At 64.1% G+C, this 20465-nt stretch carries 19 protein-coding genes; 6 read left to right on the top strand and 13 right to left on the bottom strand.

The genetic code is table 11. The annotated features are described in order from the left end of the window. The 6 genes from FFS21_RS01530 to FFS21_RS01505 form a co-directional block, all read right to left on the bottom strand. Positions 1 to 1188, bottom strand: a complete 1188-nt coding sequence (locus tag FFS21_RS01530; RefSeq protein ID WP_137923169.1) for an aminotransferase-like domain-containing protein — start codon at positions 1186 to 1188, stop codon at positions 1 to 3. Positions 1189 to 1318: 130 nt separating this feature from the next. After that, entirely contained in the window at positions 1319 to 1774 is a 456-nt protein-coding gene (locus tag FFS21_RS01525; RefSeq protein ID WP_137923168.1) for a RidA family protein, read from the bottom strand. Between the two features lie 12 nt (positions 1775 to 1786). After that, a complete protein-coding gene (locus FFS21_RS01520; protein ID WP_137923167.1) occupies positions 1787 to 2755 on the bottom strand; it encodes a DMT family transporter in 969 nt (322 codons plus the stop codon). After that, entirely contained in the window at positions 2752 to 3387 is a 636-nt protein-coding gene (locus FFS21_RS01515) for a LysE family translocator (protein ID WP_137923166.1), read from the bottom strand. Before FFS21_RS01515 ends, FFS21_RS01520 begins: the two co-directional genes overlap by 4 nt. A 5-nt stretch (positions 3388 to 3392) precedes the next feature. Next, positions 3393 to 4109 (bottom strand): alanyl-tRNA editing protein, encoded by a 717-nt coding sequence (locus FFS21_RS01510; RefSeq protein WP_137923165.1) that lies wholly within the window; start codon positions 4107 to 4109, stop codon positions 3393 to 3395. A 30-nt stretch (positions 4110 to 4139) separates the two neighbouring features. Next, the gene (locus FFS21_RS01505) at positions 4140 to 4817 is read right to left on the bottom strand and encodes a VOC family protein (RefSeq protein WP_137923164.1); all 678 of its coding nucleotides are present in this window, start codon (positions 4815 to 4817) and stop codon (positions 4140 to 4142) included. 84 nt (positions 4818 to 4901) lie between these two features. Here FFS21_RS01505 and FFS21_RS01500 point away from each other — a divergent pair, with 84 nt between their 5' ends. The 3 genes from FFS21_RS01500 (at position 4902) to FFS21_RS01490 (ending at position 9052) form a co-directional block, all read left to right on the top strand. After that, positions 4902 to 6437, top strand: a complete 1536-nt coding sequence (locus FFS21_RS01500; protein WP_137923163.1) for an aminotransferase-like domain-containing protein — start codon at positions 4902 to 4904, stop codon at positions 6435 to 6437. A gap of 106 nt (positions 6438 to 6543) precedes the next feature. Continuing rightward, positions 6544 to 8445 carry a molecular chaperone HtpG gene (htpG, locus tag FFS21_RS01495; RefSeq protein ID WP_137923162.1) on the top strand — a complete coding sequence of 634 codons (1902 nt, stop codon included), beginning with the start codon at positions 6544 to 6546 and terminating at the stop codon, positions 8443 to 8445. 112 nt (positions 8446 to 8557) lie between these two features. Continuing rightward, entirely contained in the window at positions 8558 to 9052 is a 495-nt protein-coding gene (locus FFS21_RS01490; RefSeq protein WP_137923161.1) for a DNA-deoxyinosine glycosylase, read from the top strand. A gap of 68 nt (positions 9053 to 9120) precedes the next feature. Here the strand turns inward: FFS21_RS01490 and FFS21_RS01485 are convergent, their stop codons facing one another. After that, complete coding sequence (locus FFS21_RS01485) at positions 9121 to 9612, bottom strand: hypothetical protein (RefSeq protein ID WP_137923160.1); 492 nt, start codon at positions 9610 to 9612, stop codon at positions 9121 to 9123. Positions 9613 to 9779: 167 nt separating this feature from the next. On the opposite strand from FFS21_RS01485, the gene FFS21_RS01480 reads away from it, so the two are divergent. Further along, entirely contained in the window at positions 9780 to 10550 is a 771-nt protein-coding gene (locus tag FFS21_RS01480) for a tetratricopeptide repeat protein (protein ID WP_137923159.1), read from the top strand. Between the two features lie 29 nt (positions 10551 to 10579). After that, positions 10580 to 11500 carry a class I SAM-dependent methyltransferase gene (locus FFS21_RS01475; protein ID WP_171020305.1) on the top strand — a complete coding sequence of 307 codons (921 nt, stop codon included), beginning with the start codon at positions 10580 to 10582 and terminating at the stop codon, positions 11498 to 11500. A 181-nt stretch (positions 11501 to 11681) separates the two neighbouring features. Here FFS21_RS01475 and FFS21_RS01470 read toward each other — a convergent pair whose 3' ends face one another. Next, entirely contained in the window at positions 11682 to 13277 is a 1596-nt protein-coding gene (locus FFS21_RS01470; RefSeq protein WP_137923157.1) for an ABC transporter substrate-binding protein, read from the bottom strand. Positions 13278 to 13383: 106 nt separating this feature from the next. Here FFS21_RS01470 and trmB point away from each other — a divergent pair, with 106 nt between their 5' ends. Next, complete coding sequence (trmB, locus tag FFS21_RS01465) at positions 13384 to 14052, top strand: tRNA (guanine(46)-N(7))-methyltransferase TrmB (protein ID WP_171020304.1); 669 nt, start codon at positions 13384 to 13386, stop codon at positions 14050 to 14052. 73 nt (positions 14053 to 14125) lie between these two features. Here trmB and FFS21_RS01460 read toward each other — a convergent pair whose 3' ends face one another. The 5 genes from FFS21_RS01460 to FFS21_RS01445 form a co-directional block, all read right to left on the bottom strand. Continuing rightward, positions 14126 to 15328, bottom strand: coding sequence for a DUF2863 family protein (locus tag FFS21_RS01460; protein WP_137923156.1), 1203 nt, complete (start codon positions 15326 to 15328; stop codon positions 14126 to 14128). Positions 15329 to 15413: 85 nt separating this feature from the next. Further along, positions 15414 to 15557, bottom strand: a complete 144-nt coding sequence (locus FFS21_RS31900; protein WP_171020303.1) for a hypothetical protein — start codon at positions 15555 to 15557, stop codon at positions 15414 to 15416. 184 nt (positions 15558 to 15741) lie between these two features. Beyond that, positions 15742 to 18447 (bottom strand): aconitate hydratase AcnA, encoded by a 2706-nt coding sequence (gene acnA / locus FFS21_RS01455; protein WP_137923155.1) that lies wholly within the window; start codon positions 18445 to 18447, stop codon positions 15742 to 15744. 246 nt (positions 18448 to 18693) lie between these two features. Then, positions 18694 to 19248, bottom strand: a complete 555-nt coding sequence (locus FFS21_RS01450) for a hypothetical protein (protein ID WP_137923154.1) — start codon at positions 19246 to 19248, stop codon at positions 18694 to 18696. A gap of 228 nt (positions 19249 to 19476) precedes the next feature. After that, positions 19477 to 20457 carry an HpcH/HpaI aldolase/citrate lyase family protein gene (locus FFS21_RS01445; RefSeq protein WP_137923153.1) on the bottom strand — a complete coding sequence of 327 codons (981 nt, stop codon included), beginning with the start codon at positions 20455 to 20457 and terminating at the stop codon, positions 19477 to 19479. Positions 20458 to 20465: the final 8 nt, after the last annotated feature.

The following is a 20465-nucleotide window of genomic DNA, read 5'->3' as shown; positions in this document are numbered from 1 at the left end:
TCAGGCGGCGTGCGGTTGCGGCGATGCCTTGGCGATGGCTTCGCGGAACAGTTCGCCCAGCACCGTCATGCCTTGTTCGATCCGCTCCGGCGGCACCGTCACAAAGGCCAGGCGCAGCGTGTTCATGCGCGGGTTGCCAGCGTAGAACGGCGCACCCGGCACGTAGGCCACATTGCGGCGCACGGCTTCCTCGAGGATCGTCATGCTGTTCAGGCCCTCGGGCAACTCCACCCAGATGAACATGCCGCCTTCTGGCACATTCCACGTTACGCCTTCCGGCATATGGCGCTTCAGGGCGTCGAGCATGTAGGCGCACTGCTTGCCGTAGAGCTCGCGGATGGTGGGGATGTGCGTGTCGAGCAGGCCGTCCTTGATGGTCTCGTACGCAATGCGCTGCGTGAAGGTCGGCGTGTGCAGGTCAGATGCCTGCTTGGCCTGGCACAGCTTGAAGTGCAGGTCGGGCGGGGCGATCACAAAGCCCAGGCGCATGCCGGGGGCCAGGATCTTCGAGAACGAACCCATGTAGATCACGCCGTCCGGATTCATCGACAGCAGCGTCGGCAGCGTGTTGCCGGTGTAGCTCAGTTCGCCGTAGGGATCGTCCTCGACCAGCAGCAGGTTCAGGTCCTTCGCGCGTTGCACCAGTGCCTGGCGGCGCTCCAGAGGCAGGCGGCAGCCCGTGGGGTTCTGGAAGTTCGGCAGCGCGTACAGGAAGCGCGCGCCAGCGGTCAGTTCGGGTGTCAGCGCTTCGGGGATCAGGCCGCGCTCGTCGGTCGGCACCGAGACAAACTCGGGTTCGAACAGCGAGAACGCCTGCAGCGCGCCCAGATAGCTCGGCGTTTCCACCAGCACGGGGCTGCCCGGATCGATCATGACCTTGGCGATCAGGTCCAGCGCCTGTTGCGAACCCGTAGTGATCAGCACGCGCTCGACGCCGACGTTGTAGCGCTTTGCCACGAACTCGCGCAGCGGCAGGTAACCCTCGGTGGCCGCGTATTGCAGCGCGCCCTGCGGGTTATCGGCGAATACACGGGCCACCGCCGCTTCCATGGCCGCTACCGGGAACGACGCCGGGGAGGGCAGGCCGCCGGCGAAGGAAATGACTTCCGGACGCTCGGTGACTTTCAGGATTTCGCGGATGGCCGAGCTGGTGAGTTGCTGTGCCCGGCGGGAGATGGCCCATTTCATGATTGGTTCTCTTGGGTGGGGTAAATCGCGTTTCATATGCGCCGGGCCTTGGGGCGTTGACTGGCAGGCCGGCCCGGCGTTTGTCTCTGTACTGAGTATCTTCGTATCAGGCGATCAAGCCATCAAGCGATCAGGCAATCTCGACGATCATCTCGATCTCGACGCAGGCGCCCAGCGGAATCTGCGCCACGCCGAACGCGCTGCGCGAGTGCTTGCCTTTCTCGCCAAAGACTTCGGCCAGGAACTCGGAGCAGCCATTGGTCACCAGGTGCTGCTCGGTGAATTCCTGCGTGGAGTTCACCAGGCTCATGACCTTGACGATGCGCGTGACGCGGTTCAGGTCGCCGATATGGCCGTGCAGCGTGGCCAGCAGATCGATGGCGATGCCGCGTGCCGCCTGTTGGCCGGTCGCGGTATCGATATCCTTGCCGAGCTTGCCAGCCCACGGCTTGCCGTCGCGGCGGGCGATGTGGCCCGACAGGAATACGGTGTTGCCGGTGGTGGCGGCCATGACATAGGCGGCAGCCGGGGCGCCGGCGGTGGGCAGTTCCACGCCGAGGCGGGCAAGGGTGTCGTAGACGGACATGCGTGACTCCTGTCAGTGAATGCGTCCTGGAAGAATAGGGGGCGTTTCTCCAGCGGGGGCTGGTGCGGAGGCGGGTGCGGTGTTGCGCACGGCGGCGCGTCGTCCCAGGGCTACTACGGCAATCACCGCCACGGCAAAAGCGACGGTGGCGGCATCGAGCGGCTCGGCCAGGATCAGGGCGCCGCCCGCCAGCGTGAGGAACGGCTGCAGCAATTGTATCTGTCCTACGCGGGCCACGCCGCCCTTTGCGAGCCCGGCGTACCAGAACAGGAAGCCGATAAACATCGAGAAGACCGACACATAGGCCATGCCGAGCCACGCACGTGGCGATGCGGCAGCGATTTCTGGCGCGTGCGCCATGGCTAGCCAAGCCACTACGGGCAGCAAAAGTGGCAGCGAAACCACCAACGCCCAACTGATCGTTTCCAGTCCGCCCAACTCGCGCGACAGCTTGCCGCCTTCGGCATAGCCCAGCGCACCCAGCACCACGGCCAGGAACAGGAACCAGTCCGCGTGCTGCAGGCCACCCGCGCCCTGCCAGAAGGCAAAAGCCACCACCAGCGCGCTACCGGCGAGTGCCGACAGCCAGAACGCCAGCGACGGGCGCTCCCCGCCGAACCACGCCGCGAACACGGCTGTTGCCAGCGGCAACAGGCCGATCACGATAGCGCCGTGCCCGGCTGGCACCTCGCGCATGGCCAGCGAAGAAAATAGCGGGAAACCCACCACCACACCCAGCGCGGTCACGGCCAGCCGCAGCCACTGACGGCCACGCGGGCGCCGCTCCGATGCCAGCGCGCCGCGCGCGGCCAGCAGTGCCACGGCCAGCACGGCGGCGATCACGGCACGCGCCAGCGCCACAAACGTGGCGTCGAGTTCGGCCACGGCCATGCGCGTGAACGGCAGCGTCTGGCTGAAGATCGCCACGCCGATGAAACCGAGCAGCATGCCGCCGGAGGGAGCAGGGGAACGTGTGGTCATGACGTATGGGGTGCGCCGGCGATGGCGATCCAGACTGCCGTGAGTGCCAGCGCCAACCCCATCGCCCCATTGAACCAGCGCACGCGGTTGCCGTGCATCAGCCATTGCCGCAACGATGCGCCGAGCACGCCATAGGCACCGTTGCTGAAGAAGCCGAACGTGGCGAACAGCACGCTGACCAGCAGCACGCGCTGCGCCAGCGACGGCGCGCCTTCGGTGTACGAAGCCGCCACGGCCAGCGCCAGCATCCACGCCTTGATGTTGGCGTACTGCATCAGTACCGACTGCCACACGTTCATCGGCTTGAGCACGCTTTTCTCGGCCAGCGATGCACTGCGCGCAATGCGCCAGGCCAGCCACAGCAGATAGAGCACGCCTGCCACGCGGATGATCGCAGCCAGCGTCGGGCTCGCCATCACCAGCGCGCCGATGCCGCTGGCACACAGCGCGATCACGCTGGCGAAGCCCACCGCCACACCCACGCAGTGCGGCAGCGTGGCGCGAAAGCCGAAGTTGGCGCCGGTGACCGCTGCCACCGTGGTGTTGGGGCCAGGCGTGAACGCGCCCACCGCAAGCAGCGTGACCAACGCCAGGAACTGGGCCATCGACAGGCCGGTGAGCCACGCTTCCATGCCGGTCACGCGAAGTTGACGACCACGCGCCGGTTGGTACGACTCTTCTTCTCGATTTTGGTGACCACCATGGCGCCGATCTCGCTTGTGTTGGCCACGTGCGTGCCGCCGCAGGGTTGTCGGTCAACGCCCGGAATCTCGATGATGCGGATAGTCGACGTACCGGCTGGCGGCGCCGCGCCCACCGTGCGCACCAGATCCGGCTGGGCGGCCAGTTGCTCGGGCGTGATGCGGTCGATGCCCACCGGGGTTTTCGCCTCGATCAGCGCGTTGAGCTGTTCGGTCAGCACCGCCTTGTCGAGCGTGGATTCGGGCAGATCGAAATCAATGCGCGCAGAGTCAGGCGAGATGCTGCAGCCCGTAACCGGTACGGGAATCAAGGAGCCGAGCAGATGGAGGCAAGTATGCAGGCGCATCAGCCGATGGCGGCGGGCCCAGTGGATGTTCACTGTCACGCGGTCGCCCGGCTGCAGCGCTGGCATGTCGGCTGCCGGCACGTGCAGGATGCGCGTGCGGTCTTCGGCGTAGACCGTATCGGCCAACGTGATTTCGCGGCCATCGGGTGTGGTCAGCGTGCCCGTGTCGCCTGCCTGACCGCCGCTGCGGGCGTAGCAGACGGTCTGGTCCAGTTCGATGCCCGCCTCGCTGACTGCCACGACTGTGGCCTCGCAGTGATCGAGGTAAGCGTCGTCGTCGAAGCGCTTCAGCGTGGTGGCGGACATCGGTGGGGGCTCCTTGGGTGTCGTTTCGGGTCAGCGCAGGGTCTTGAGCCCTGTCGGGGTTTCGATCTCGGCCAGCAGGGCGGGCGGGCCGTCAGTCTGTTCGATGTCGATCAGCGACGCGGCGCCGATCCATGCCAGCCCCTGGCGCAGCAATTCGGCATGCGGATGCTGGCCACGCAGGCGGCGCAATGCCAGATCCTGTCGAGGCAGGCTGATACCGGGGTGATTCTGCACGTCCCACTGGATCAGCGTCGGAAACAGGCCCTCGCCAGCGCTGGCGGCCTCGCCTTGCCAAGCGGGCAGGCTGCCATCGTCAGGCACCGTCAGGCGCCAGTGCAGCGTGCCGCGATCCATCGGAATGGCCGGGGCGATCCTGTCCGGGTACTGCGCCTGCCAGCGCGACAGGTCGGCCGGACGTTCGACACGGGCTGCCCAGTGTGCGAGGAAGGGGCCATCGCGCAGACGCTCGCGCACGGCCTCGCTGTCGAGGCCGAACCAGCGCGCCCGCTCGGGTGCAGACGCGGCGGGGTCGATGGCAATCACTTCCAGATACATCCCGCCAAACATCCCCAGCACGCGGTTATGCGTGCCCATGCGTGGATGGGCGCCGCCGGCCTGCGGCGCAATGCCGAGCACGCTGGCGACATGTTCGCTACCCGCGTCAAGGTCGGGTGCGGCGATCACGAGATGGTCAATGGCGAGATTCATGGATGGTTGATGGTAGTCAAGGTAGTCGGTACAGTACCGATACAGTTGAGCAAATCGTCTTCAGTACAGTTGCGGGAGCGCCACATGGACGGCAGCGAGAAGCATAGCGGGAATTCAGAAAGTGCCGTAAGCGGCACGAGACCTTTGCGTCTTGTGATGCCATCGAGCGGACAAGCACGTCTGCCGGACCCGATCCCCTCGGCCCAGATGACGTTGGTCGAACAGCTCACCGAATGGGCGCGGTTGCGCATCGACGAGCGCGTGTTCCGGGCCGGCATGCGCATGCCGTCGATCCGCCAGCTCGCGTCGGAGAAAGGGATTTCGCGCTTTACTGTGGTGGAGGCGTATGAGCGGCTCGTGGCGCTGGGCTATCTCGAATCGCGCCGGGGCTCGGGGTTCTACGTGCGGGATCGTCTGCCGCATCCATCGGTGGTGGTGCCGCCCACGTCGCCGGCCATCCGCAATGTGGATGTCACCTGGCTGCTGCGCAGCATGTTCCACTCCGCCGAGAGCCACAAGGCGCCGGGCTGGGGATTCCTGCCCAATGAATGGCTCGATGGCGAACTGTTGTCGGGCGCGATGCGCAGCCTGGGCCGGCAGCCGGGCGGGCATTTCCTGTCGAGTGGCACGCCGCTTGGGTTCCTGCCGCTGCGCCAGCAACTGCGTACCCGTCTGGAGGAACTGGAGATCGGCGTCACGCCCGACCAGATCGTCATGACCTCGGGCATCACGCAGGCATTCGACCTGATCGCGCGGCAATTCCTGCAACCCGGCGATACGGTGGTGGTGGGCGACCCCGCGTGGTTCGTGATGTTCGCGCGCTTTGCCACGCAGGGTGCCAACGTGATCGGTGTGCCTTATACCGCCGACGGCCCGGACCTGGAGGCGCTGGAGCGCATCGCCCAGGCGCACCGTCCCAAGCTGATCGTCGTCAATTCGGTGCTGCACAATCCCACCGGGACCTCGCTATCCGCCGCGCGCGCGTTCCGGTTGCTGCAACTGGCCGAGCAGTACAACTTCACCATCGTCGAGGACGATATCTATTGCGACCTCTGCCCGCCGGGGCACGCCGCCACGCGGCTGGCCAGCCTGGATCAGTTGAAGCGCGTGATCTATCTGGGAAGTTTCTCAAAGACATTGGCGGCCAACCTGCGCGTGGGCTTTATCGCCGCCAGCCCGGACCTGGCTGTTTCGCTGACCGACAGCAAGCTCGTCACCGGCATGGCCACACCGGAAATCAACGAGCGCGTGGTCTACAAGGTGCTGACCGAGGGGCACTACCGCAAGCACACCGAGCGTGTGCGGGTGCGGCTGGAGCGCGCCCGCGACGAGACCCGCGCGCGGCTTGAGCGTCTAGGCGTTCGGATTTTTCCGGGGCAGGTGGCCGGCATGTACATGTGGGCCGATACGGGCGTGGACACCAATGTGATTGCTACGGCTGGGCACGAGGAAGGCTACCTGTTCGCGCCCGGCAGCCTGTTCTCGCCCTCGCAGATGCCGTCCACGTGGACGCGCTTCAACGTCGCCAGCAGTGCCGATCCGGGCATGTTGCGCTTCCTGGCGGACCAGATGGAACGGCTTTCCGGGCTGCCGGCGGGCTCCGGTACCACCGGCCCTTGAAATAAGCCGCTTTCGACCCTATTTCCTGCGCCAACGATCCCGCTCCGGAACCACGGGGCGGGACACCTTTGCGCAGACCCGTTTTTCGATATTCAAGAGGAGAACCATGACCGCACCGCACGAAACGATGAGCTTCCAGGCGGAAGTGAAGCAGTTGCTGCACCTGATGATCCACTCGCTGTACAGCAACAAGGAAATTTTCCTGCGCGAGCTGGTTTCGAATGCTTCCGACGCCACCGACAAGCTTCGCTTCGAAGCGATTGCGAATCCGGCCCTGCTTGAGAACGACGCCGACCTCGCCATCAAGATCGAGATCGACCCGGCCGCCCGCACGCTGAAGATCACCGACAACGGCATCGGCATGAGCCGTGACGAGGCGATCCGCAACCTGGGCACCATCGCGCGCTCGGGCACCAAGGAGTTCTTCCAGCAACTGTCCGGCGACCAGCAGAAGGACGCCGCGCTGATCGGCCAGTTCGGCGTGGGCTTTTACTCGGCGTTTATCGTCGCGGACAAGGTCACTGTGGATACGCGCCGCGCGGGTCTGGCAGCGAGCGAGGCCGTGCGCTGGGAAAGCACTGGCGATGGCGAATTCACGATCGATGCGATCGACCGCGCCGAGCGCGGCACCACGATCACGCTGCACCTGCGCGAAGGCGAGGACGATTTCCTGTCGTCGTACCGCGTGCAACACATCATCCGCAAGTACTCGGACCATATCTCGCTGCCGATCCGCATGCCCAAGGAAGAGTGGGATGCCGAGGCGCAGACGCAGAAGCAGACCGGCGAATGGGAAAGCGTGAACCAGGCCAGCGCGCTCTGGACGCGCAGCAAGTCCGATATCACCGACGAGCAATACCAGGCGTTCTACCAGCACATCGCGCATGACCAGGAAGCCCCGCTGGCGTGGACACACAATCGTGTGGAAGGCCGCAGCGAATACACGCAACTGCTGTACATCCCGGCGCGTGCACCGTTCGACCTGTGGGATCGCAATCACAAGGCGGGCCTGAAGCTGTATGTGAAGCGCGTATTCATCATGGACGACGCCGAGCAGCTGCTGCCGTCGTACCTGCGCTGGGTCAAGGGCGTGGTGGATTCGGCGGACCTGCCGTTGAACGTCTCGCGCGAACTGCTGCAGGAAAGCCGCGACGTGAAGGCGATCCGTGAAGGCTCCACCAAGCGCGTGCTGTCGATGCTCGAATCGATGGCCGAGAGCGAGGACGAAGCCGAACGCGCCAAGTACAAGACGTTCTGGGAGCAGTTCGGCCAGGTGCTCAAGGAAGGCATGGGCGAGGACAACGCCAATGCCGAACGCATCGCCAAGCTGCTGCGCTTTGCCTCCACGCACAACGACACGGCCGAGCAATCGGTATCGCTGGCTGACTACGTGGGCCGCATGAAGGAAGGGCAGGACAAGATCTACTACGTAACTGCCGATACGTGGTCCGCCGCCAAGTCGAGCCCGCACCTCGAAGTCTTCCGCAAGAAGGGCATCGAAGTCATCCTGCTGACCGAGCGCGTGGATGAGTGGATGCTGTCGTACCTGCGCGATTTCGACGGCAAGGAACTGGTGTCCGTGGCGCGTGGCGATCTGGACCTCGGCGCGCTGGCCGACGAAGCCGAGAAGGCCGAACAGGAGAAGGCGACCACCGAATGGAAGGACGTGGTCGACCGCGCGACCGCCGTGCTGGAAGGCAAGGCCAAGGAAGTTCGCGTGACCCTGCGCCTGACCGATTCGGCATCGTGCCTGGTCTCCGACGAAGGCGACATGAGCGGCTACCTGCAGCGCCTGCTGAAGCAAGCCGGCCAGAAAGCGCCGGACGCCCAGCCGATCCTCGAACTGAACCCCGAGCACGCACTGGTGAAGAAGTTGCGCGACGTGGCAGACGACGCTGCATTCGGCGACCGCATCCGCGTACTCTTCGACCAGGCCCTGCTGGCCGAAGGCGGCATGCTGGAAGATCCGGCCGCCTACGTGCAGCGCGTGAACCGGTTGCTGGCTTGACGTACTGCGGGATGTCTAGTCATCCCGCCCGTTCTCTCCCCTCTCCCGCTCGCGGGAGAGGGGCAGGGGGTGAGGGCAAACCTCTCCGCCACCGCTATCGCAAATCCAATCGATGACCACCAAACGCTGCTTCCCCCCGGTCGTCGACCCCCACACCCGCATCCTCATCCTGGGCAGCCTGCCCGGCGAAGTGTCCCTCGCGCAATCGCAGTACTACGCGCATAAGCAGAACCGCTTCTGGCACCTGATGAGCGACGTCCTTCAAGTGGATCTCGTCAATCTCGCCTATGAAAACCGCCTCGCCACGCTACGCCAACACCGCGTCGGCCTCTGGGACGTCGTGGCCGAAGCCCGCCGCGACGGCAGCCTCGACAGCAATATCAAGGATCACCAGGGCAACGACCTCATCGGCCTGATCGCCACGTTGCCCGAACTCAAGGCCATCGCATTCAACGGCGGCACGGCGGCAAAGATCGGCATCAAAGCCCTGGGCGAGCATGCCGACCGGCATACCATCGTGAACCTGCCGTCGAGCAGCCCGGCTTATACGTTGGCGTATGCGGAGAAGTTGGTGAGGTGGCTGGGGTTGCGGGAGTGGCTGATGTAGGAGGTGAGCGTGCGCGCCGCCGGCAGCAAATGCCGGCGGAGCAGGCTTCCCTTCCAGAATCCGGCCGTTCAGGCCGTCGTATGGACGATGTTGCCCGTGCTGGAGCCTGACTGTTCCTGATAGGCAGCGGCCAGCTTGGACATGGCGGCGGACAGTGCGGCCTGCGTGGACGTCACGCCGGCTTGCAGGGTGGCGACGGTAGTAGCCTTGGTCCGGTCGTCGGTGGGCGCGTCCTGTGCGGCCTGGAGTTGCGCAGTCTGCGCGGCCAGTTGTTTCTGGAGCGCTTCGATCTGTTCCTTCAGCGTCTGGATGACCACCGATTCGCTGTCATCCGAACTGCTTTCGGCGCCGCCGGCACCACCGCCCTTTCCCACGCCGGCTGGGCCCTCGATGCGGCTCTTGTCGCTAGTTTCGGTACTGGACGATACAGCCGAGGTGGCCTGGTCTTCCGTGGTCTGGGTTGTCGTTTCGTCCGCTGTCTGGGTGAAGCGATGCGTGTTGGTGACCGTCGCGTCACTGGCAACGGCGATACGCGGGGCAATGCTGTTGATTGATGTCATTCTTCTTTTTCCAATCGAAGGGCGATGAAGGGAGAGCCCTCATCTTCATCGGCCGGTCGTGCGAAAACTTAAGGGGCGTACCGGGGTCTTACCGGATTCCCGGCCGCATCTGTCACAATCGCGGCCATGTCTGACCTTTACTGCAACCTCGAAGGGCTTCACTGAATATGTTGAATCTCGGGAATCTTGGAATTGGCGGCATCGGCCTGCACGTCATCGTGGCGATCTTTTTCGCCGTGCATGCTGTCCGTACCCACCAGAACATGTACTGGCTGCTGTTGCTGTTTATCTTCCCGGGACTGGGCAGCATCGTCTATTTCTTCGCCATCTACCTGCCCAGCCTGCGCCAGACGCGCGGCGCGCGAGCGGCCTCTCGGGCGATCAAGCAGATCGTCGATCCGAACCGGGCCGTGCGGGAAGCGCGCGATGCGTTCGACCGCGCGCCGACTGTCGATCACCGTATGCGCCTGGGTGCCGCGCTACTTGATGCCGGTAATGCGCCCGAGGCGCTGGAGCACTATCAGGCGGCGGCCAATGGGCCATTCGCTTCCGATCCGGCGCTGCTGGAAGGGCTGGCGCGCGCGCAACTGGCCACGAACCGTCCTGCCGATGCTCAGGCCACGCTGGAGCGGTTGTTCGCGGCCAATCCGCAGGCTGCGAACCAGTCCGATCCGTCGCTGATGTATGCCCGCGCGCTAGCTGCCGTGGGCGCGCCGGGTACGCGCGACGCGTTCGAGCGGGCGCTCACTAACGCCAGCGACGTGGCGGCACGTTGCCTGTTTGCGGACTGGCTGGCGCAGCAGCCCGATGCGGCGGATCGCGAGCGCGCCAAGGCGCTCTATACCGAAATCGTCCACGACGCGCGCCACTGGCCGCGTCATGCCCGCGAACACAATCGCGAATGGCTGCAGCGCGCCCAGGTCGCGCTGGGCCAATGATCCGCGCCATTGGCGCACTCTTTTGTTCTATGACGCTTCTGAAACGCAAATCGATCGAGGCCGTGGCCTCGCGCCGCCCCGCGCGCGGCGAACGCAAATCCTCCCGCCCCCATCGTGCTGATCGTGCGAACGATTTCCATGAGGAATCCGATCCCACGGACCGCACTGACGAGCGCCGCATGACGCCGCGCTTCGCTCCCGTGACCTTCTCGGAAATGGATGGCGTGCGCTATCTCCATTTCGGGACCGAGTGGGTGCAGGGCGCCATGCGTCTGCGCAAGCCCGACGCCATCGAACTCGAATACGCACAGCAGATGATGGCGTGGCTGCTGTTCCTGTCGCCCGCAACCGAAGGCTTCCACGTGGCGCAGCTCGGCCTCGGCGCCGCTGCACTGACCAAGTTCTGCTATCGGCATTTCGCGAAAGCGAAAGTCACGGCAGTGGAACTGAACCCGGCAGTGATCGTCGCCGGACGCAGCATGTTCGGCCTGCGCGACGACGACGCACGATTGACCGTGCGCGAGCAGGATGCGTGGGACTACGTCATGGATGGCGCGCAGACCGCCGCGCTGGATGCGCTGCAGGTGGATCTTTACGACGCCACGGCACGCGGCCCCGTGCTCGACACCACGGCGTTCTACCGCGCCTGCCGCCGTGTGCTGAAAGCACCGGGCGTGATGACGATCAACCTGTTCGGTGACCACGACAGCTTCCCGAAAAACATCGAGCGCATCTGCGATGCCTTCGACAATCGTGTGCTGGTGTTTCCGGAAGTGCACGACGGCAACGTCATCGCGCTGGCCTTCAACGGTCCGGCCATCGACGTGTCATGGGAAACGCTGGAAGCGCGCGCGGAAATCGTCGAGACGGCGACGAAGCTGCCGGCGAAAGACTGGGTGAAGAAACTGCGTGCGGCGAATGCTCGGCAGGAGGAGAGGTTGGTGATTTGAGGTCACCGCTGGCTTGTTTTGACTTGCTCCCCTCTCCCGCGAAGTGGGAGAGGGGCGGGGGTGAGGGCAGGCGGTGCAATCCGTGACGGATCGCAATTTGAACCGCTGGCCCTCACCCCTAACCCCTCTCCCGCCTTGCGGGAGAGGGGAACAAACAAGCGGGGAGCGTCAGGCCCTCGACTCACTCTTTCCCAAAAAACTGCGCCAACGACCATTCATCCGTTCGCGCCTCATACTTGATGCCCTTGCGCATCGCCCACATCGCCAGCTGGCTGTGCGACGGAATGATCGCGTGGTCATCCAGTGCGAACTTCGCGGCCACGCGGGCGTTCTGCTCGCGGTCTTTCTCGCTCGATACCGTCGTCAGCGATTTCTCGATCAGCGGATCGAGCTTCGGATTGCTGTACTTGCCCCAGTTCCACGTGCCATAGCCGGTCTTCGGGTTCGGCGTGCCAGTGATCGAACGCAGTGCCACGTCGGCGGCAGCCGAGCCCCAGCCGAGCATTTCGAATGCGAAATCGCCTTGCCGTGCACGCGTGAAGTACGCGGCCACGGGCAGCGTTTCCACCTTGGTCTGGATGCCGATGCGCGTCAGCATGCCCGCCGTGGCCTGGGCCACCTGTGCATCGTTCAGGTAGCGATTGTTGGTGGCGTGCAGCGTGAGTCCGAAACCATCCGGATAGCCGGCCTGGGCCAGCAACTTCTTGGCGCCTTCGGGGTCGTAGGCATCCGGCTTGGTGCCCGGGTGGCCGAAGATCGGCGGCGAGACAATCGACGAGGCCGGTACGGCCAGCCCTTCCATGATGCGGCTGACAATGGCGTCACGGTTGATCGCTTTGCTGATGGCGGCACGCACGCGAGCATCCGTGAACGGATTCTTGCCGAGCGGCTTGCCGGACTTGTCGGTGACGAACGGCGGGTTGTCGCGCGACTGGTCCATCTGCCAGAAGATGGTGCGCCATGACACGGTCTGCTCGATCTTGAATTTCGGATTCTGCTTGAGCTTCGCCACGTCCGCAGCCGGGATGGTCTCGATCACGTCCACGTCGCCAGCCAGCAGTGCCGCAGTACGCGCACCGTTATCGGTCAGGATGCGGAAGATGGCGCGGTCGAATACGGGCTTCGGTCCCCAGTAGTCGGGGTTCTTCGTCATCACGATTTCCTGGCCGCGCGCGAATCGGACGAACTTGTACGGGCCTGTGCCGATCATTGCCTTGCCCGAATCGAAATCGGCCTGCGTTAGCGTGGCCGCGATCTTCTTCGGCATGATCGGTACGCTGTTCAGGTCGTTGGCGAGGTTGGCGTAGTTCGGCACGCTCATGGTCAGCCGCACGGTCAGCGCGTCGGGCGTGTCGATGCGGGCGATCGGCTTGGTGTAGCTCGTGAACGAGCCCGGTGCGTTGGTCAGTTTTTCGGGACGTTCGAGCGATGCCTTGACGTCCTCGCTCGTGAACGGCGTACCGTCATGCCATTTCACATTGGGACGCAGCTTGATTTCCCACGTAATGGCATTGATGGGCTTCCACGAGAGCGCCAGGCCGGGGATGTAGCGCGCGTTCTTGTCCATGAACACGAGCGATTCAAAAACGTGCAGCGCGATGGCGTTGTTCGGGCCCGCGTTGTTCCAGTGCGGGTCCATCGAAGTCACGTCGGCGGCCAGACCGATACGCAGGTCTTCAGCATGAGCAACGTTGGCGGGCAGCAGCGTCAACGCGCTGGCGCCGAGCACGAGGGATAGCGAGGCTTTCAGCAGCGTGCGGCGGATGCGTTGGATCATGGACGGGACTCCTCGTACGTTGGTGGGCGCGGATTGGCCGTTATTGTGCCGCCAAATGACCTTCCATGTCCGATACATGCTGGGGCATGCCGGTACAATCGCGCCCATGTTCGCCAATTCCCGCACTGTCCTGTCGGCCCAGACCGGCATCCACGATCATCTCGCCACGCTGCTGCAGCGTCACCTGGATGAGCCGTTCCGCAAGCCGATCGGCTTTCCGACCCAACGCGCGTTCGATATCGCCATCGACGCCTGGCAGCGCGCTGGCGGCCAGCCGCTGATCATCGATGCGGGATGTGGAGTGGGAGAGAGTACGCTGCGATTGGCGACCACGTTTCCTGATCACTATGTGATCGGGATCGACCAGTCGGAAAAGCGTCTGACCGCCGGCAAGGATTGGTGGGAAGCGGAGATGCCCGGCAATTTCCACTGGGCGCGCGCCGATCTCGTTGATTTCTGGCGCTTGCTGCAGGATGGCAAGGTGCCCGTGAAGCGCCACTATGTGCTGTATCCGAACCCTTGGCCCAAGATCGGCCACCTGTCGCGGCGTTGGCAGGGCCATGCCGTGTTTCCGGCGCTGGCAGCGTGCGGCGACTATCTCGAATGTCGGAGCAACTGGAAGATTTACATCGACGAATTCGCCGCGGCGTTGTCGATGGTGGGACGTCCGACGCAGACGGCGGTGTGGCAGCCGGAAACACCGATGACGCCGTTCGAACGCAAGTACGGGGCGTCAGGGCATGAGCTGTGGAGATGTGTGAGCGTGCGGGAGTAGCTTGATTTCCCGCTAGACGTTCCCCTCTCCCGCGTTGCGGGAGAGGGGAGCAAAACAAAGAGGCGAGCGTGCCTCAATGAAACAGCGGCTGCTGCGTCGGCGCGTCTTCCGGCAACTCGGCATGCACAATCTCGCCCGAGCGGTCTGCGTAGAGCGGCGTACCGCAATCCTCGCAATACTCGGGATCGAACAGCGCGGCGTGGCGGAAGATGTCTTCCACACCCGCGTTGCGCAGTTCCTCGCAGATCTGCTCGACGGGGTTACCCTTTTCCTCGGCATCGACCTCGCCGGACTCGCGGCCATAGACTGGCCAGACGATGCCGTAGATCACATCCTTCTCGCCGCGCATGGTGAAACCGACGCGGTATTCCTCGACCACTTCCTCGCCGAAACCTGCCACCACGGCGGAAAGCTGGCCAGCCGGAACGTCGAGCGTGCCGCAGAGGTAGTTCACTGCGGCGCGCACCGTCAGCGGACGGATGCTCTTGTCCGATTCGCGGCATGACAGGAAGAAGGCATCGGGCAGCAGCAGTTCGAATTCGCAGCCCGGCAGCAGCACGGCCACGGTGGGCTGTACCTGCTGGCGCCATTGTTCAAGGCAGACCGAGCGCTCGGCGTGATGTTCCTTGGCATCTTCCTGCCAGCGGAACAGCGCGCCTTCATGCGGCGCCACCACCACGGCCAGCAGGTAACGCGGATCGGCCAGGATCGGTGCCGTTTCGGGCAGGTCCTTCAGATCGACCTTGGGTACGACGCCGGCCATGGCCGCCGAGGCCAGCTTGTGCGTGAGCGCAAACGTGTCGCTATGGCTGCGCGGCAGTTGGTCGATGCTGTAGAGATAGGGGGACAGCGCCACCTGCGTGTCCTTGGCCAGGACGTGCGCCTGCAGGTGAACAGCCAGCGTCTGCGCCAGTTCGGGCTTCAATGCACCCGAAGGAATGGCGTAGCGCGTGTGAGCCAGGATCGGCGCGGCGATCAGCAGGGCATCGTGCTTGACGCCATCGATCTCGACCGTGGCGGATTCCGCCAGCGTCTCGGCCTGTTCGGCAAGCACGTCGGACGCATCGGCGTTGTGCTTGAACAGGTGTTCGAGAGCCGCGTCGAGCGCGGTCTGGCTGCCGTTTTTCAGCAGGCGGTGAAGCCGCTGCGACAGCCGCCGCTCCCAGTACCCATCCTCCATGCGGCTGCCCGATGCATCCAGGGCGAGCGCGTCGGCCACGAGCCGCTCGGCATCGGGCGAGAGTCGGGAAGAAGACTTGGGGCGAAAACCTGCCATAGGTGAAGACGTCCGTTTTTACGTAAAACGGTATTCTACTCGCTGCGTTGACAGGCGCAGTGCTGGCGAACCCTTGCCTTGTGGATTACTTCTGTGCAGCCGGGGCGGCCGGGGCGTGGGATTCAGTGGTGTGCGATTCGCCCGCCATCGATACCTCGCCGCCGCCCTTGGTGAGCAGGTACAGGCATGCGCCAGCTACAACGATGAAAGCGATCAGGATCTTGACCATGATTTGTCTCCAAACTGTGATTCTGTAGGTATAGGTAACGCTGCAAAGCGTGGAGACGAGTCTGGCAGGGCAGGCTTGCGCAGAACTTACGGGGGAGGGTGGGGATTACCCGGAAGGGTTTTGTGAGGGTGCTGCGGGTTTGCTCCCCTCTCCCGCACGCGGGAGAGGGGAGAACAACCAAACATCAAGCCACCAGCAACTGCCGCAGCACAAACGGCAGAATCCCGCCATGGTTGTAGTAGTCGACCTCGATCGGCGTATCGATGCGCAGCAGCACCGGCACGCGCTGCGTGTCGCCATTGCTGCGGTGGATCACGAGCACCACGTCCTGCTGGGGCTTCAGTTCGCCCTCGATACCTTCCACGTCGAAGGTTTCGTTGCCGATGATGCCAAGCGACTGCACGCTGTCGCTGCCCTTGAACTGCAGCGGCAACACGCCCATGCCCACGAGGTTCGAGCGGTGAATACGTTCGAAGCTGCGCGCGATCACGGCCTTCACGCCGAGCAGTTGCGTGCCCTTGGCTGCCCAGTCACGCGACGAACCCGTGCCGTACTCCTCGCCGCCGAACACCACAGTCGCCGTGCCTTCGGCCACGTACTTCATCGCGGCATCGTAGATCGACATCTGATCGCCCGTGGGCTGGTGCAGCGTGATGCCGCCTTCCACGCGCGAGCCATCGGCCTTCGGCGGGATCATCAGGTTCTTGATCCGCACGTTGGCAAACGTGCCGCGCATCATGACCTCGTGGTTGCCGCGGCGCGAACCATAGCTGTTGAAGTCAGCCTTGAGCACGCCATGATCCAGCAGGTATTTGCCTGCGGGCGAGGTGTCCTTGATCGAACCGGCCGGCGAGATGTGGTCGGTCGTGACCGAATCGCCAAACACGCCAAGTGCACGCGCGCCACGTACCGTCACGGCCTCGTTGCTGGGCTCGATCGTGAAGTCCTGGAAGAACGGCGGCTCGGCGATGTAGGTCGAGGTCGGCCAATCGTAGACCTGGCCCTTCGTCCCCTTGATATTCGCCCACAGCTTGCTCGGTTTCTTGACCTGTTCGTAGTTGCCCTTGAACACCTGCGCGTCGAGCGCGAACTTGAGCAGTGCCTGGATTTCTTCGGAAGTCGGCCAGATGTCGCCGAGCCAGATGTCCTTGCCGCCACGGCCCTTGCCAACCGGTTCGGTCATCAGGTCGCGCGTGACATTGCCGGCGATGGCGTAGGCCACGACCAGCGGCGGCGAAGCCAGGAAGTTGGCGCGAATGTTCGGGTGGATGCGGGCCTCGAAGTTGCGATTGCCCGAGAGCACGGCGGCAGCCACGATGTCGTTGTCGACGATGGATTCGTTCAGCGCCGGCGTCAGGTCACCGGCATTGCCGATGCACGTCGTGCAGCCATAGGCGGTCACGCCGAAGCCGAGCTTCTCAAGGTAGGGCAGCAGGCCCGTGGCCGTCAGGTACTCGGTCACCACGCGGCTGCCCGGGGCCAGCGACGTCTTGATATGCGGCGCCACGTTCAGGCCGGCTTCCACGGCCTTCTTCGCCAGCAGGCCGGCGGCCAGCAGCACGCTCGGGTTCGATGTGTTCGTGCACGACGTGATGGCGGCGATCAGGATGTCGCCGTTATGCACCTTCACGCCGTCGGCGTTGACGTATTCCTTGTTCAGATCGGCCGGGTCCTTGTTGAAGCCGTTCTCGGCCACCGGCTTGCTGAACAGCGACGCAAACGTGCTCTTCACGTGTCCGATCTCGATACGGTCCTGCGGACGCTTCGGACCCGCCAGAGACGGCGCCACGGTGCCCAGGTCCAGCGTCAGCGTCGTGGAGTAGTCGATGTCGCCTGCCCTCGGCACGCCAAACATCTGCTGCGCGCGGAAGTAACCTTCGAATGCAGCGATTTCCTCGTCGGTACGACCCGTGCCGCGGAAGTAGTCGATGGTCTTCTCGTCCACCGGGAAGAAGCCCATCGTCGCGCCGTATTCCGGTGCCATGTTGCCGATGGTGGCGCGGTCCGGCGTGGTCAGGCTGGCCGTGCCTTCGCCGAAGAACTCGACGAACTTGCCCACGACCTTCTCGCGGCGCAGCATCTCGGTGATTGTCAGCACGAGGTCGGTGGCGGTCACGCCCTCGCGCAGGCGGCCCTTCAGTTCCACACCCACCACATCGGGCGTCAGGAAATAGACCGGTTGGCCCAGCATGCCGGCTTCTGCCTCGATGCCGCCTACACCCCAGCCCACCACACCGATACCGTTGATCATCGTGGTGTGCGAATCGGTGCCGACGAGCGTGTCCGGATAGTAGACGCCATCCCGGTTATGCACGCCACGCGCCAGATATTCGAGGTTCACCTGGTGAACGATGCCGAAGCCCGGCTGCACCACGCCGAACGTGTCGAACGCCTGCATGCCCCACTTCATGAACTGGTAGCGCTCGTTGTTGCGCTGGAATTCCAGCTGCATGTTCAGGTCGAGCGCCTTCTTCTCGCGGAAATGGTCGATCTGCACCGAGTGGTCCACCACGAGATCCACCGGCACGAGCGGCTCGATCTTCTTGGGGTTCTTGCCCATCTTCTCGGCCACGTTGCGCATGGCGGCCAGGTCGGCCAGCAGCGGCACGCCGGTGAAGTCCTGCAGCACCACGCGTGCCACGACAAACGGAATCTCGTCGACGCGCTCGGCATTGGGCTTCCAGCTGGCAAGCTGGCGGATATGTTCCTCGGTGACTTTCTTGCCGTCGCAATTGCGCAGCACCGACTCCAGGACCAGACGAATCGATACAGGCAGGCGCTCGATCTTGATGCCCAGGGCCTTTCCGAGCTGTGGCAGCGAGTAGTACTGGCCGGAGCCGCCCGTGGCGAGCTTGAATTCTTTGAGAGTGTTATTGAGATTGTGGGGCATTACCTGACTCCAATCGAGGGATGACGCGGGAGATGCTCTTATTCTTCAGACCCCGGTACGCGATAGGGTTCCGCCGCAAACCTCGCGGCGCGCCAGACCGACCTGAAACGCGCACCGTACAGCAACGTGATGACTGCCGTGTGTGAGGGCAATCGTGCAAGGCAATTCGATGCTGGCGATCTTCTGACGGCCAGCATCGAATTACCCCGTGCGCCAAATATCGACGCACGCGGGCAAGATGAGACTTTACTGCTTCGGCGCGGCTTGTGCAGCAGGGGCCGGCTCGGCAGGGGCCGGTTGGGCGGCGGGCGCCATCAGCAGTGGCGTGGACACCGGGGCGCGCAGTGCGCCGGCCTGGGTCGGGGCAGAGCCGCCTGCGAGCATGTCGGCGCTCTGGCATTCGTCGGCCAGGCGCTGGCCCAGGTTCTTGTTGAACAGCATGGCCTTGCTCGGGATCACGACCAGGTCCAGGCCCGATTGCGCATCGTAGTAGCGGTCAGCGCCGGTCACGGTGGACTGGCGCGGCAGACGGTAGTCCTTGCCCGACCAGTGCACGGTCAGCACCTCATCGCGCAGCATGTTGCCGTTGATGTAGATGACATTGCCCAGTTCGCACTGCCACTTTTCGCCCGAAGGCACGACGGCCGGCGCGGCGGCGGCAGCCTTGGTGGACTTGGAGCTCTTCTTGGCGGGCGCCTTCTTGGTGGCAGCCGGCTTCTTGGCGGGTTCCTGGGCCAGCGCAGCGCCAGCGGAGGTCAGGGTCAAAGCGCCAATGCAGGCCGCCAGCACGAGTTTGTTCATTTGTGATTCCTTCCGGATTACGTGGATAGTCAAAAAGGTGGGGGCTTCGTTGTGTCGAACAGTCCGGGGCGCTTGCCATGACATGGCGCTCCGGCAACTTTCCGCCGCTATTCTCTACGATTTGTCCAAAGCGGCGAAGTCAGTCCGATATTCGTTACATAATCAGGCGCAACCGGTTTGCCATCGGCCACTTGGCGAGAAAAATGAGCAGTTTTCGCTTGATTGCGGCTAGTCAAAGAAAAGATCGGTAGCAGGGGCCGGAATCGCCGTGCCGGTGGCATGTGCACGCTGCAGCAGCGACCAGTAGTAGCGATAGCTGGCCCGGTCGTGCAGCTGGCCGTCGTGGCGGATCGGCGCCCAGTTGTTCTCATGCGCCGCCAGCAGGATCTGCGTTGCCGTGCCGATTTCGGTATCGCTGGGCCGAAAGGCCGCCACGATGGGCTCGATCTGGCCCGGATGGATGCTCCACTTGCGCAGGTAGCCGAACTCCGCGCGTGCGCGACTGGCGTCGTGACCGGCCTGGTCCGGGTGCTGCACATCAGTACTGACATTGTGCGACGGCACCTTGCCATGACGATGGCAGGCCGCCGAAATCTCCAGCATCGCGCGCCGGACGAGTGGATGCTCGAACTGGCCGGGCGAGCGCATCGCGTCGGCCGGAATGGCGCCGTGGTGGGCCGACACAAAATCCATCAGCCCGAAGCTGAGGCATTCCACCTGCACCAGCGAGGCAATTTCGAAGACCTGCTCAAGTGCCGAATGTGTTTCGATCAGCACGTGAACAGGAATGTGCCGCGCAATGCCGGCGGCCCGCGCCACGTGGTTCACATGGTCGGTCATGCGGGCGACCTCGACTACATCGGTGACTTTCGGCAGCACCACATAGGCCAGCCGTGCCCCGGCGGTGGAGACCAGCACGTCCACGTCGTCGCGCCAGCTCGGATGCGCGGGGTCGTGAATGCGCACGCCAACGCGGTTGTGGGCGTTATCCGCGCTGTTGACCAGTTGCGCGCAGAGCTCCGCGTGTTGACGCTCAAGGCCAACGGCGGCGCCGTCCTCGCAATCGAAGGTGATGTCGAACACGGGCCCGAGCGACTGCTGCAGGGCCAGCGATTTGCGCATGAGCTTCTCGCTGCCCGCGTAGTGGTCGCAGACCGGCAGCTGGACGGGAATGGCTTCTCCCTGGAACAGGACCTCGGATGGATGCACGTTGGTTT

Source organism: Cupriavidus sp. 2SB, assembly GCF_005503625.1.
Lineage (GTDB): Bacteria > Pseudomonadota > Gammaproteobacteria > Burkholderiales > Burkholderiaceae > Cupriavidus.
Note: the sequence above shows the minus strand (reverse complement) of the source record. Positions and strands in the feature narration are given on the sequence as shown.